Source organism: Pseudovibrio sp. FO-BEG1, from assembly GCF_000236645.1.
Lineage (GTDB): Bacteria > Pseudomonadota > Alphaproteobacteria > Rhizobiales > Stappiaceae > Pseudovibrio.
In genome coordinates this window covers 1,764,655-1,778,348 of the sequence record NC_016642.1, presented here as the reverse complement: position 1 = coordinate 1,778,348, position 13,694 = coordinate 1,764,655, and the positions used below count along the sequence as shown (strand labels likewise).

Annotated in this window: 13 protein-coding genes; 5 read left to right on the top strand and 8 right to left on the bottom strand. The window is 53.3% G+C overall.

Features of this window, described 5'->3' with window-relative positions:
* Positions 1-52 precede the first annotated feature (52 nt).
* The 5 genes from PSE_RS08140 to PSE_RS08120 all read right to left on the bottom strand — a co-directional run bounded on the left by PSE_RS08140 (position 53) and on the right by PSE_RS08120 (position 5,464).
* Entirely contained in the window at positions 53-1,180 is a 1,128-nt protein-coding gene (locus PSE_RS08140) for an extracellular solute-binding protein (protein WP_008549908.1), read from the bottom strand.
* Positions 1,181-1,483: 303 nt separating this feature from the next.
* Entirely contained in the window at positions 1,484-2,425 is a 942-nt protein-coding gene (locus PSE_RS08135) for a metal ABC transporter permease (RefSeq protein ID WP_014284416.1), read from the bottom strand.
* Positions 2,425-3,660: a metal ABC transporter permease gene (locus tag PSE_RS08130; RefSeq protein ID WP_014284415.1), complete on the bottom strand. Its 1,236-nt coding sequence runs from the start codon at positions 3,658-3,660 to the stop codon at positions 2,425-2,427. The genes PSE_RS08135 and PSE_RS08130 overlap by 1 nt, the downstream gene beginning before the upstream one ends.
* A gap of 9 nt (positions 3,661-3,669) precedes the next feature.
* Entirely contained in the window at positions 3,670-4,494 is an 825-nt protein-coding gene (locus PSE_RS08125; protein WP_014284414.1) for a metal ABC transporter ATP-binding protein, read from the bottom strand.
* Between the two features lies 1 nt (position 4,495).
* Complete coding sequence (locus tag PSE_RS08120; RefSeq protein WP_014284413.1) at positions 4,496-5,464, bottom strand: metal ABC transporter solute-binding protein, Zn/Mn family; 969 nt, start codon at positions 5,462-5,464, stop codon at positions 4,496-4,498.
* Between the two features lie 341 nt (positions 5,465-5,805).
* Between PSE_RS08120 and PSE_RS08115 the strand changes: the two genes are divergently transcribed.
* Positions 5,806-6,723, top strand: coding sequence for an MBL fold metallo-hydrolase (locus PSE_RS08115; protein ID WP_014284412.1), 918 nt, complete (start codon positions 5,806-5,808; stop codon positions 6,721-6,723).
* A gap of 62 nt (positions 6,724-6,785) precedes the next feature.
* Complete coding sequence (locus tag PSE_RS08110) at positions 6,786-7,979, top strand: MalY/PatB family protein (protein WP_014284411.1); 1,194 nt, start codon at positions 6,786-6,788, stop codon at positions 7,977-7,979.
* A 305-nt stretch (positions 7,980-8,284) separates the two neighbouring features.
* On the opposite strand, the gene PSE_RS08105 is transcribed toward PSE_RS08110, so the two are convergent.
* Positions 8,285-9,217 carry a DUF1499 domain-containing protein gene (locus tag PSE_RS08105; protein WP_041768147.1) on the bottom strand — a complete coding sequence of 311 codons (933 nt, stop codon included), beginning with the start codon at positions 9,215-9,217 and terminating at the stop codon, positions 8,285-8,287.
* A gap of 188 nt (positions 9,218-9,405) precedes the next feature.
* Positions 9,406-10,131, bottom strand: a complete 726-nt coding sequence (locus tag PSE_RS08100; RefSeq protein ID WP_148266112.1) for an HAD family hydrolase — start codon at positions 10,129-10,131, stop codon at positions 9,406-9,408.
* A gap of 566 nt (positions 10,132-10,697) precedes the next feature.
* Between PSE_RS08100 and PSE_RS27375 the strand changes: the two genes are divergently transcribed.
* Positions 10,698-10,868 (top strand): hypothetical protein, encoded by a 171-nt coding sequence (locus PSE_RS27375; protein ID WP_008549913.1) that lies wholly within the window; start codon positions 10,698-10,700, stop codon positions 10,866-10,868.
* Positions 10,869-11,236: 368 nt separating this feature from the next.
* On the opposite strand, the gene pdxH is transcribed toward PSE_RS27375, so the two are convergent.
* Positions 11,237-11,863 (bottom strand): pyridoxamine 5'-phosphate oxidase, encoded by a 627-nt coding sequence (gene pdxH / locus PSE_RS08095; protein ID WP_371256321.1) that lies wholly within the window; start codon positions 11,861-11,863, stop codon positions 11,237-11,239.
* 162 nt (positions 11,864-12,025) lie between these two features.
* Here pdxH and PSE_RS08090 point away from each other — a divergent pair, with 162 nt between their 5' ends.
* Together PSE_RS08090 and PSE_RS08085 are read left to right on the top strand one after the other, a co-directional pair.
* Positions 12,026-12,451, top strand: coding sequence for an RT0821/Lpp0805 family surface protein (locus PSE_RS08090; RefSeq protein ID WP_158309183.1), 426 nt, complete (start codon positions 12,026-12,028; stop codon positions 12,449-12,451).
* A 172-nt stretch (positions 12,452-12,623) separates the two neighbouring features.
* Complete coding sequence (locus tag PSE_RS08085) at positions 12,624-13,625, top strand: DnaJ C-terminal domain-containing protein (protein ID WP_041768919.1); 1,002 nt, start codon at positions 12,624-12,626, stop codon at positions 13,623-13,625.
* The last annotated feature ends 69 nt before the right edge of the window (positions 13,626-13,694 follow it).

Sequence of the window (13,694 nt, the reverse complement as noted above, 5' to 3'; positions counted from 1 at the left end):
TGCAAGCTGATACGCAAAGCGCGGCTGATGCCGCGCTTTGCTGCCAACACCATTAGGCGTTGGTGATCTTGTCCACGTACTCCTGACGAAGCGGTGCAAACCACGGCGTGTCAGCCGGGTACCACCACAGGTTCGCGAGGGTGTCGTTGTTGTAGATCTCCAGGAACTGCTTCTTGTAGGTTTCGCCTGCATGGTTGGCGGCGCCTACAACAGCGGAGTTGTAGCCGGTGTTTGCGCTGAACATACCAGCCATTTCCGGATCAAGCATGGCGTTGATGAAGGCATAGGCCTGCTCAGTGTTTTCAGCACCGCTTGGAATGCCCATGGAATCCATCCAGGTCATGCCGCCTTCTTTTGGCATGCGGTATTTCCACTTTGCATCTTCACGGCTGAGCAGCAGACCGGTTGTATCCCATGTCTGGCCGATGGACGCGCCTGCCTGTTTGAAGGCGTTGGTGGCTTCGGTCGCGTTGTTCCAGAACGCAGCGATGTTTTCTTTGCGCTCGATGATGAACTTGGCCACTTCATCCCAGACGCGGCGGGCGTCTTCTTCGGTCTTGTACACGTCGAGCATGCGGTTGGATTTCACCTTGCCGATCGCGTCGAGGTACAGGCCTGTGCCGATCAGAGCGGATTTCTGACGGAATGCAGCCTTGCCTTTGGCTTCCGGAGCCCAGAGAGAGCCGAAGGAGACTTCGTCGTTTGAGAGCGGGAAGACGGTACTGTCGAAGGTGATAGCTTCTGTGCCCCAGTCGAATGGCAGCAGCATGCGCTTGCCGCGGTAGGTGCCGCCGAGCTTCACACTGTCGCGCAGCATGGACGGCACAACGGCATCCACCTTGAGCTTGCTTTCGTCCAGTGGGGCCAGCAGGTCATCCGGGTAGTAGTTCGCACCGTTGGTGATGGACGGGAAGATCACGTCAAAGCCTTTGCCGCCAGCTGCTTTCAGCTTCTGCTCAGCTTCGTCATTGGAGCCGAAGGTGGACAGGTTGATCTTGATCCCTGTATCACCTTCAAACTTCTTGATCATGTTGTCCTGAACGTAGTCGCCCCATGCGAATACATTCACCTGACCAGAAGATGCCAGCGCATCAGAGGCCTTCAAAATTGCAGGAGCAGCAACAGCAGCGGCGGACGCTGCAGCAGTGCCTTTCAGTACTGAACGACGAGAGATAGACATTAACGGGCCCTCAAGAGACTAAGAAATTCTAATAGCAACCAAGGTGCGATGCAGAGATTCGACACCTCTCTGGTTCCATCACCTAGGCAGCTAACTGCAACCTGTGACAGACCCATGACAATTTACGTATATTAACTTATCGAGCGTAGCTCATTATTAGCGAGCTACGCAATATTGTATTTGTATTTCTATAAGTTGAGCGAAAAACTCTAGGTAATTTCAATCTGTTATTTATTTGGCAAACTAAAAAAGGGAGCGCCTTTTGGGGCACTCCCTTTTCATTGTCGAAGTCTACAGGCTCTTTCAGGCGCTGACATGCTCCCTTTGCCGGCGGCGGCGCATGACGACGCCATAGTGCGGCGCGAACAACATGGCGAGCACCTGCTGCAGACCAGCGACAACAGCAATCATACCGGCAGCAGAGACCGAAAATTCGTAGCCCAGCAGGCCCGGACCGAAGGCTGCGAGCAGGTATCCGAACAGGCCAGCGGACAGTGAGGCAATGCCTGAGATGAAGAGCTGGGTCTTCAGGTTATCGGTCAGCATGCGCGCTGTGGCAGCCGGGCAGATAAACATGGCGATCACAAGGATTGAGCCCACTGCACTGAACGCTGCAACTGCTGCAATGGCAACCATCACGATGAGTGACAAGCCGAGCCATTTTGGTGAGAAGCCGAGGCTGGCGGAGAGCAGCGGATCGAAGCTGGAGATCTTCAGCTCTTTGAAGAACAGCACGATGAAAGCGATCACCAACAAGTTGACGATGAACAGCTGTTTGATGCTCTCTGGTAGCGTGGACAGTGCCTGCCAGTTCCAAAGATCTGAGAGAGTGTAAGCATCCAGCCAGATGGCGCTTTCCAGATTGCCGTATAGAGCGTGCTCTACGTCAAGGTGAACGCCTGCGGTTCCGGTCTGCTCCAGAATGACAACGCCAGCTGCAAACATGGTGGTGAAGACCACGCCCATGGCAGCGCCGGGTTCCACATTGCCGATGCGGCGGATGAGTTCGATGAGCAGTACCGCGAAGATGGCTGCCATCCCTGCCCCGATCATCATGGCCCAGGAGCCCGTTTCATGGGAGAACAGGAAGCCGAGCACGATGCCGGGCAGCACTACGTGGGAGATTGCATCGCCCATGAGCGCTTGCTTGCGCAGGACGAGGAAGTTGCCGAGCAGACCACAGGCCAGTGCTGCCAGTGAGCCCAGCAGGATGCTTGGGAGGTCAAATTGCAGGAAGATATCCATCAGTTTGTTCCTCCTTTGCCATTATCTTCAGGGTGCACCACATGGGGGCTAAGTTCCCGCTCCAGCACCTTAACAGTGTCAGCAGGCAGGACTTCGCCGATTGGCTTCAGGGACCAGTCTGCAAGTGCATGGGACTCTTCCGGGTGCATTTCGCGGTAGAGGTTCCAGAGCTTCTGATCACGTTCAATCAGGCGTGCTTCTGACTGACCTTTTACGGTTGGCTGGCCGTCTCCGCTCATAAACCCGCCTCTGCGCAGGATGGAGCGGGTCAGAGGTTCGAGCACCGGCTCATTATGCGCGATGGCGAGTAAGCCCTGACGCAGGTGCACGATGCGCTGGAAGCGGTAGTGCTTGAGCGCTGCAGCGAGTACTCCACGAACGGGCGAGACAAGGAGGGAAACCACAAAGAAGCTGAAGAGCACCAGCACAATCAAACCGCCGGTTGGCATGTTTGGGGCGCTGGCTGAGAGAGCAGCTCCAATGTAGCTTCCCGAGGCGCCAATTCCTGCTGCAATAGCAACCAACACCGGCACACGGTCTGTCCAGAAACGGGCAGCGACGGGCGGGATGATGGCCAGAGCGATGATGAGCACGAGACCAACGGTTTTGAGGCCGATGACCACGATGCCGAGAAGCAAGAGAAGAAGGGTACGGTCGAGCCAACGGACGTTGTAGCCACTGGCCGCTGCAAAGCCTTCGTCAAAGCAGAGCAGCGAGAATTCTTTCATGCGCAGCACAACGGCAAGGCCAACGAGGGCTGCTGCGACGGCGATTGTCAGCGCTTCAGACTTGAGCATGCCGGAGGTTGCGCCGAGGAGGAAGCCTTCCAGACCTGCCTGCCCTGAGATGGACATGGACTGGATGATGGTGAGCAAGACCATGCCGACTGCAAAGAAGGTGGAGAGCACGGTGCCGATGGCTGCATCTTCTGTTAGGCGGGTGTGGGTTTTGATCCAGTCCACCGCCAGCACTCCGATGCCGGCAGACAAGGCCGCGCCGAACAGAAGCACTGGGAGAGAACGGCCAGAGCCGAAGTAGACCTGCGCAATGATAAAAGCGAGCGCTACGCCGGGAAGTGTCGCGTGGCTGACGGCATCAGAGACCAGCGTGCGTTTTCTGAGCAAAACAAAGACACCGATTGCACCGCTGGCCGCGCCCAGAAGAGCAGCGCCGATGCAGACCAGTGCTGTGTTGTAGCCTGCAGACAGAGTGAGGGCGGCAAAGAACTGTTCCATAGCTTTGCCTTATGCGCCTGAGGCTTCTGAGAGGCCATCCAGCTGGGTGCTGGCAAGGCGTCCGCCATACGCTTTCTGCAAGTTTTCCGGGGTGAAGGTTGTTTCGACCGGACCGTCCGCCACATGCTGGCCATTGAGCAGCAGAATGTGGGAGTAGTAGTCGCGTACGGTTTCAAGATCATGGTGCACGACGAGCACGGTTTTACCGTCTGCAACAAGCTGACGAAGCACGGCAACGATTGCTTTTTCTGTTGCCGCATCCACGCCCGCAAACGGCTCATCCATCAGATAGACTTCAGAGTCCTGCGCCAGTGCACGGGCAAGGAACACGCGCTGCTGCTGGCCGCCTGAAAGCTGGCCGATCTGGCGGTTTGCAAAGTCCTGCATGCCAACGGATTCCAGGCAGTCCATTGCCTTTTGGCGATGTTTGCGGGATGGCCAGCGGAACCAGCCGATTTGGCCGTAAAGGCCCATCATCACCACATCGATGGCTGTCGCCGGGAAGTCCCAATCCACGGCTGAGCGCTGCGGAACATAAGCGATGCGCTTCAGGGCCTTTTCGATTGGTTCACCGAACACCTTGGTTTCACCAGAAAGCTTCGGGATCAGGCCCAGCGCTGCTTTGAGGAATGTGGACTTGCCTGCCCCGTTAGGACCGATGATCGCTGTGAGACATCCTTTTGGAGCCGAGTAGGAAACGCCCCAAAGAACTGGCTTGTGATGGTATGCAACTGTCATGCCCTGCACGGTGAACGGCAGATCTTCTGGTCTTATGTTTTTGCCTGCATCGGTATCGTGTAACAGGTGCAGGCCGGAGGAACTTCTGTCGTGCATGTTAGTGACCTGCTCCAAGTTTACCTTGCATGCCTCGCGCAGGAGCGACACCGCCCAGAGCGCGGGTAATCGACGTCATATTGTGGTCGATCATACCGATATACGTTCCCTCATAGGTGTTGGACTGCCCCATCGCATCGGAGAAGAGCTCGCCGCCCACTTCCACTTTGTGGCCTTTGGCTTCAGCGCCTTCCACCAATGCACGCACGTTGCGCTCTGATACTGACGATTCAACAAACACTGCTGTGATTTTTCGATCTACGAGAAGGTCTACTAGCTCCTCAATGCGCTGCAGGCCAGCTTCCGAGTTGGTGGAGATGCCCTGAACGCCAACCACTTCCAGATCGAAGTCGCGGCCAAGATAGGTGAACGCATCATGCGCGGTTACGAGAACACGGCGCTCCTGCGGAACTGTCTTGAGGATTTTGTCGCCATAGTCAGCAAGCTCCTGCACTTGCACAAGGTAAGCTGCTGCGTTATCGCGGTATTCCTGCTCGTTTTCAGGGTCAATAGAAATGAATGCTTCTGTGACGCCATCAACCGCACCTTTCCAGAGAGTTGGGCTCATCCAGACGTGTGGGTCATAACGGCCTGTGTAGGCTGTTGAGCCTTCCAAATTTGCGGAGTCGATGGTTTCTCCAATGAAGAAGACTGGTTTGCGCTTTTGCAGCTTGAGCAGCAGATCTTCCATCTGCGCTTCCAGAAACAAGCCATTTGCGAAGATTGCGTCTGCACGGCCCATCTTTACAACGTCGGAGCGGGTCTGACGGTAAGAGTGCGGGTCGATGCCGGTCCCCATGAGCGCTTCGACAGTGACGTTGTCGCCACCGACAGCGCGGACTGCATCAGCCACCATGCCAACGGTTGCCACGGCGTTAATTGGAGTTTTTGCAAAGGCCGCTGACAGGCTGGAGAGGCCTGCGAAGATCATCAGTGTGACTGCAAGTGCAGCAGCTTTAAAGTAGCGCATAAAGTCCAACTTTCTAAAACGACTTGAGCAAACGTACCGGCTCTTCATCTTTTACAGTTCTCCGATCTGGCCGCTTTGTCCTTGGCCAATATCTTCGCCCTGAGCTCTTTAAAATATAGATACCACCAGATCTCCCGCAGGTATCCTGTTTCTTCACCCAGTCTAGTTGCAACTCATTCTTAATAGCAATAAAAAAATGAAGCTTTCTGAAATTTGTTGTTTCCCTGCCATTCTCATGGAGTGTTTGAAGTGAGCAGAAAGTCGACCATCAATCAGGCCTAGTTGCCATTGCCTCTTATTTGCCAAAGGCTTATTTATAGGAGCAATGGGAGGGACCTGAGATGAGCAAGATGGATTTCAATCGCGAGTTTGATGCACAACACGGCAAGCTTGTTGCAATCACCGACGAGCTGGCGCGGGTGACCTGCAACAACCCCGGTGCCCTAACGTTTGCAGGCACTAACACGTTTATCGTTGGCAAAAACGAGGTTGTCGTCATTGATCCGGGCCCGATGGATCTGGAGCATCTGGACGCTCTGATGACAGCGATTGACGGTCGTCCTGTGAAGGCCATTCTTGTGAGCCACACGCACGTGGACCACTCTCCTCTTGCTGGTCCTTTGAAAGAAAAAACCGGCGCACCCGTGATGGGCTGCGGCCCACACAGACGTGCAGTTTCCTTCGAGGACATGGATGAAACGCCAATGGATGCGAGCTCCCAAAAGGACTTTGCACCGGATAAAGAGCTGGAAGACGGGGCCAAAATCTCTGTTGATGGTGTGGTGATTGAGGTGGTTGCGACCCCGGGGCATACCGAGAATCACCTGTCTTTTGCCCTACCCGACCACGGTGTGATGCTGCCAGGTGACCACGTGATGGCCTGGTCCACGACCATTGTGGCGCCGCCAGATGGCTCCATGAACGCCTACATGAAGTCGCTGGACAAGCTGATGGCACGTGGCGAGACCCGTTACTTCCCGTCTCACGGCGGTGAAGTGAACAACCCGAAAGTGTTTCTTGCTCAGCTGAAGCAGCATCGCCAGATGCGCTCTGACGCCATTATGGAGCGTCTGCGTGCCGGTGATGATGACGTCATGACCATGGTGAAAGCCATCTACACCGATGTGGATCCAAAGCTGCATGGCGCTGCGGCGCTCAATGTACTTGCACAACTGGACGATCTCATCGCGCAAGGGGTTGTCTTGTGCAATGGTAAGGTTACACTCTCCGCAAAATTCACGCTGCGTGAGACGGCATAGCCAGACCTACACGCTGTCACGACACCCCAGAGAAACCGATCTCTCCAACTTTTCGAGACGTAATGACCAGTATTTTTGATAAGAAGATCGATCGCAGAAACACTCATTCTCTGAAATGGGATGAGATGGAAAGTCGCTACGGCATCAGCTGTGATGACGGTTTGCCTATGTGGGTTGCGGACATGGATTTCCGACCGCCTCAGGCCGTAAACGATATGGTTGCACGTGCTGCCGAGCACGGGATCAACGGTTATTATGGCAATGACGTGCCTTATAAAGAGGCGATCATCTCCTGGATGAAGCGTCGCCATCAGTTTGACGTTTCCGCAGACTGGATCACCACCGTGCCGGGCGTTGTGGCTGGTTATTCCATGGCTATTCAGGCGTTTTCGGAAGAAGGCGATGGCGTGCTGGTGTTCTCACCGGTTTATCACGCGTTTGGCCGCGCCGTGCGCGATAACAACCGCCGCCTTGTTGAGAGCCAGCTGATTGAGCGTGATGGCGCTTATTACATGGACTTTGACAATCTGAAGGACCAGATTGACGAGCGCACCAAGATCCTGCTGCTGTGCAGCCCTCACAATCCGGGTGGCCGTGTCTGGACGGCTGACGAGCTGACCCGCATCTGTGAGTTCTGCCTTGAGCACAACATCCTGATCATCTCCGACGAGATCCACCACGATCTTATTCTGGATGGTTCCAAGCACGTTGTGACAGCCACCCTTTCTGAAAAGATTGCAGAGCGGACGATTACGTTCACCTCTGCCTCCAAAACCTTCAACCTTGCCGGTTTTGCAACAGCGGCTTGTCTCATCAGCAACAAAGAGCTGCGTGATGCCTATCGCAAGGTCTGCACCGCTTGTGGTGTGCACTCTACTCCGCTTGGCTCTCAGGCGACCACTGAGGCTTACAACCACGGCGAAGAGTGGCTTACGGAGCTGTGTGACTATGTTGCTGCTAACCAGGAGCTGCTGATTGAAGGACTGGAAGCAGCTATTCCGGGTGCCAAGGTGATGCGCATGGCGAGCACCTATCTGGAGTGGGTCGACTTTAAAGATGTAGACCTGCCGTTTGATGAGATCGTCAACCGAATCCAGAAACAGGCGAAGATTGCGGTCAACATCGGCAGCACGTTTGGAAAAGGCGGCGAAACCTTCCTGCGTTTCAATCTAGCCTGTCCAAAATCGACAGTTGAAGAAGCAATCAAACGTCTGGAAGATGTTTTTGCAGATCTTCGTATGCAGGCAAACGCCTGATTTCAAAGAGATAATTTGAGTTATCAAAGATACGCCCGTTTCTGGGCGTATTTTTTTGTGCGTGCGTGACAATAATCACACACATATGCTAGGAATTGAGTCATATTAGATTCACAGAGTTCGACGGCTTCCCCGGCTTTAAGAACTCTTCGAGTTTCGCGATAGCCTTAAAGCGGTACTCGTTGTTCACGCAAGCTTTCATAACCAGTGCTTCCCCGGCGCTGGTTATGTTGTTTCTGGGGCTACTTTCTCAAGCAAATCACAAATAGCGAGCAGTTCGGACCTACCCGGTGCTGTGCGTCTTCTTACTGTGCTGGTTTTTGAGCTGGGATCGGTGCGGAGCCGCGCTCTTTCAACATGGATGCAATTGAAGGTGGCAGCTCCAGCGGAACTTCCAGAAGCGGCGCACGCTCTGTGATTTGTGGCTCTACCAGCTCAATTTCTTCCTGCAGCACCAGTTCCGGCTCTTCTACCCGCGCTGTAATGCCATAGTTTTGCAGCAGGACTTTATCGAGGCTTGCCAGAAAACCTCTGATCCGGCGGGCGTTGGTGCCGAAATCATGACTGCCAAAGCGGGAAGCGGAGCGGATATCGAGCAAGGTGCCGACACGGTCCGGCTGGATGCGGATTGCGACATCATCTTTCAAAGAGAAGTACGGCATACGTGCTTCCATGAGCAGATAAGTTGGCTCATCCGGGAAACCTGCGGGCAGTTCATAGACGGTTTTCCAGCCCATACTGGAGGCCACGCTGGAGACAGCGTTGTGCAGCTCTGGAGGTGGCAAACGGAAGCGGCGAGGCACGATGTCCGGATAGCTGGCCTTTTGCATCAACTGCTTATCCTGCTCAATCTCATCATCAATACGATCACCTGCCACCAATGCGGGCGGATCTTCCATATCTGTCGAGATGTCGTTGAGCGGTGGGAACATGTAGAGCCCGAGCGTTGCGATGAACAGCGGGGTCAGGACTATCGATCCGTAAAAGGTGCCCAGAAAGCAGTTGCCGAAGCCCTTGCCGCCGTCCTTCCAAAGATCGACCACGGCAATGGCAGCCAGCACAATGGCTGTTGCGCCCATGAAGAAGCCAATAACGAAGAGGACGAGGAGCACTTCTGTGTTGAACAGCTCGAAGTAATGGCCAGCAACGGAGAGAATGAGAAACGGGATTGCAATGGCGCCGATACGACGGCTGCGCATGGCAGTGCGAGAATGTCTTAAAGGCAGTTGCAGTGTCATTCTATCCCACTCTCTTCGATCTGCAGCTCAGCGTTTAACTTACCCGTTCGTCAGGCAGGTTACAGCTCTTTACTTCGCGATACCAGATTATAGCAGTCCAGAATTACCGAGGGTTGAATGCCTTTATTATTTTCGCGCAGCTTCCGAAAGGACCGCGACGGATAATCCGCCGCGATCGAAATCGGGTATTAGGCAGCCGCGCCCTCACCTGCTGGCTTAAGGCCAACAAGATTTACGAGATCTGTCAGGCTATCCAGCAGATGGTCGCAGTGGTCTTTCAGCTCTTCAGCGGTCAGCGCACCTGTGGTGACAGCAACGCGCAGCATGCCTGCATTCTGAGCGGCGTGCATGTCGTGCAGGCTGTCCCCCACCATGGCGATGTGCTGTGGCTCGATGCCGGTATGCTCAGCAAAGCCGAACAGCTGGCCCGGCTCCGGCTTTTCACCATGGCCGCTGTCGTAGCCAACGACGAAGGTGAAGTAGTCGAAGATGCCCAGACGCTTCAGCTGGGCGATCGCGCTGGCTTCGGTGCCGTTGGTGGCCAGACCGATTGGCAAACCGGCTGCGGCCAATGCTTTGATGGATGAAGTGGTGTCATCAAATGCTGCAACGCACTCAGCAGCGTGTTCCAGAATGAGGTCTTCGATCCGATCCAGAAATGCGCGGTTGAACTCAACACCAAGATGTTTGGCCCATGGCTCGCTGTAACCGCTTGGTGGATTGGTCAGGATCGGACTGCCCGGCTCACAGGCACAGCTGGCATAATCAAACTTTACGAGATGGCCAAGCTCGGTGGCCAGTGTTACATCGCCGCCCGCGAGATCCATCAGAACATGCTGGAGCACGGTGCCCCATGTCTTATTGAAATCAATCAGGGTTCCATCGCGATCAAACAAAACGGCGCGCACGTTCATTGTCATTTTCCTTTAGCGCAGTTGACGGCTTTTATGGGAGACCGTCTTCAGGCCAAGCCTGAACAGAGGTGTTATTTGCAAGCGGCTCAATCTACGCACTTATACAGAGTATTACGAGCACCAATCACTATGAACGGTGCTAATCAATCGGCCACAAGCTTAGTCGCACAATAAATACACAGTTTTTTGTCAGTTTCGTATTCGGGGAAATTGCGGCCAAATGTCACCCAAAATGGCCTGATACATTAATGGTTTAGTGGCGATAATTTTAATCAACTCACAACCCAAAACCTTATCCTTTTGTATAATATAGCAAATTTCCAGAATACATCTCAGGCAAATAGTTAACGGCATGTTTCATGCATTCAAATTGCTGAGATTATTGGGAAATTCCCCCCTCTAAATTAGATTGGCTTTTTTAGTTTTTTTGGCGCTAACATATTCATGCCCGATTTGAGTATCACTCCTGCATATGAGCTGACGCTTATATCGGGTTATCCGGCTACTCATTCCGGGTAAGCATCGCAATTTCTGCAACACAACTTGTCCCAAGGGGACGGACTAAAATGGCCTTCGGAACCACTGAGCAACAAAACAAAAACGTAAAACCTGATCTGGACAAGCTTTATCGTCCAGTCGGCATTCAGGCTGTCAACGCTGCAAACTGCTGTTCAGGTAAGCAGAAAGAGTCTTATCAGCCAAAGGTTCAGGAAGAATATCCTCTTCCGACTGACTGATGCGTCAGGGGCTGCAGATCAGGCATTCGGCTTCCGTTTTGCACGAAGCAAATTGATTGATTATGTATTCCAATCACATTGGTAACAGCTGCATCCCATAGTCATGACCTAGATTGGCATGGCTTCAAAGAGGCTTAATGATCTAACGAACATTCAGTCATCTGCTTAAAGAAGGCGACCCGCAGGATTGCGAGCCGCCTTAATTTTTGCCTGTCGTTCAGTTTTAGGTCACGAGCTACTTTTGTGGTGCAGTGCACCTACAGGCCCTCCCCTTCCGAACAGCCAACGTCCATAGGACGCCTGAGAGAGCTCCAAAAACAAGAAACGCACCAACTGTGTGGTGCGTCTCCAGATCAAATCAGTATGTATTAAGGATACAGACGGACCTTATCCCATTCGGCGTCTGCGCTGTCTCTTTTGAAGACAAATCGATCATGTAGACGGAACGCACGATCGTGCCAGAACTCGATTTCCAATGGTTGCAAAATGCAACCGCTCCAGTATTCGGGACGCGGAATATCACCGACAGCATACTTGGCAGCGTACTTTGCGACCTCTTTTTCGAGCGCAAAACGGCTCTCCAGAGGACGGGACTGTTTGGACGCCCACGCACCAATGCGGCTTTTTCGTGGCCGTGAGTTATAGTATTCGTCTGCCTGTTCATTAGTTACGTGGATAACATTGCCGCGTACACGAACTTGTCTGCGCAGACTTTTCCAGTGAAAACATAGAGCTACTTTAGGGTGAGCAAGAATTTCCCGACCTTTTGTGCTTTCAAAGTTTGTATAAAACACAAATCCCTGTGGACTGTAACCTTTAAGGAGTAACATCCGTACATTAGGCATGCCATTCTCATCTACAGTCGCAACTGACATGGCATTAGGATCATTGGGCTCGCTCTTTTCAGCAAGGGCCAACCAGTCGCCAAATAGTTGAAAAGGAACCTCTACGCTTTCGGAGTAACTATTTGTAAACTTTTCTTCCAGATTTTGGATGTCACCATTCATAGTTAATAGTCCCTTTAGGATCCTCACACTGTGGATGAACCGGAACTCGTAAAAGCAGCGGCTTCAACCTGAGGCTCTAGTAGTAATATGGCAGTTTTGTATAGCAAGAAAACCAGTTTACGCCAGTCGTGTTTTGTCTCGGCTGCAATCTTGCTGTTGCTTCCTGCCTGCACTCAGATGTCCATATCGGTGAACAACAGTGAGTATCAAGAACCTCTCAACCTGACTGAGACGGTTGATACCAAGCAAAAGGTCGCGGATAGCGAAATCCACCGCACAGACCGTACGGTTATTACGGATACCATCGAGGAAGCTCTGAATGAGGGGGGAAAAGATGACCGTAGTTTTGCGCCTATGGCCTGGACCAATCCGGTCAGCGGCAACAGTGGCACAATTACTTCCCTGATGTCTGTTGATAAGACCGGAAGCATTGCCGGTTGTACTGATTTTGTGACCAGCGCAAACACTGTTGGCGGTGTGCGTGCGTATCAGGGCCGTAGCTGCCCGGACACCAATCACAAAATGAAGATTGTCCAGCTGGCTCCGTTCCAGGTTGACGCAGCTCCTGCCCAATAACGTGCTCCTCACCTAAGCTTTGCAAAACGTGAAGTAAGCCAACACATTAAAAGCGCTGAAATACTCACTTCTGATTAGCTAAGTTCGGCTGCGGCTGCTTGCTTGTTTTCATTTGCATGGTTATGTAATGGGTGAGTTGTAAACTGCCCCAATTTCTATTTGATGGATGACGATGAGAGATCCCTATTCTGTTCTTGGTGTTAGCAAAAATGCCAGTGAGGCAGAGATCAAAAAAGCGTTTCGCAAGCTGGCCAAGAAGTATCACCCAGACCAGAATGCAGATGATCCAAAGGCCAAGGAGCGCTTTTCAGAAGCGAACCAAGCCTATGAGATTTTGGGCGACAAAGATAAGCGCGGTCAGTTTGATCGCGGTGAGATCGACGCTGAAGGTAAGCCTAAGTTTTATGGCGGCCCGGGTGGCGGTGCTGGCGGCTTTGAAGGTTTCTCCGGTTTCCGCAATGCAGGACGTCGTGGCGGCTTCCGCTTCGAGCAGGGCTTTGGTGATGGTCATGGTGGCGGCGGCCCGCAGGATGCCGGCGGCTTTGACGACATTCTCAATGACATCCTCGGCGGCTTTGGCGGCGGCAAACGTCGCAGTGCAGGTGGTGGCGGTGAATCTCACTTCCATCAAGGCCCAACCAAGGGTGCAGACGCCAACCTGATCGCCCGTGTAACGCTTGAAGATCTGGCCAATCACGGCAAGGTTCAAGTGAAGCTGCCAAGCGGCAAGACTGTGAATGTGAAAATTCCAGCTGGCACGCAGAGCGGCGACAAGATCCGATTAAAGGGTCAGGGCTTTGCTTCTGCCAAGAGCGGACAGGCTGGCGATGCGCTGGTGGAAGTTCGCATCTCTACCCATAAGCTGTTCAAAGTGGATGGCGCGGATATCCGTGTGGATGTTCCCCTCACCCTTTATGAAGCTGTGCTGGGTGGAAAGGTGCGCATTCCAACACTGGGCGGTGCAGTGAACCTGACAATTCCAGCCAACACCAGCAGCGGCAAAACCATGCGCCTGAAAGGCAAGGGTTTGCCGAAGAAGGAAGGTGGCCACGGCGATCTTCTGGTTGGGCTTGAGATTGTTCTGCCAGAACAGACCGACGAAGAGCTGGAAAACCTGATGCGCGCCTGGAAAGAAGTGAAGCCCTACACGGCTCGCGGACCAGAGTTCGACTGATCAGAACATACAACAAAGGCGGGGCACCCCGCCTTTTATTTTGCCGACGGATTTGACAGTTATCTGAGC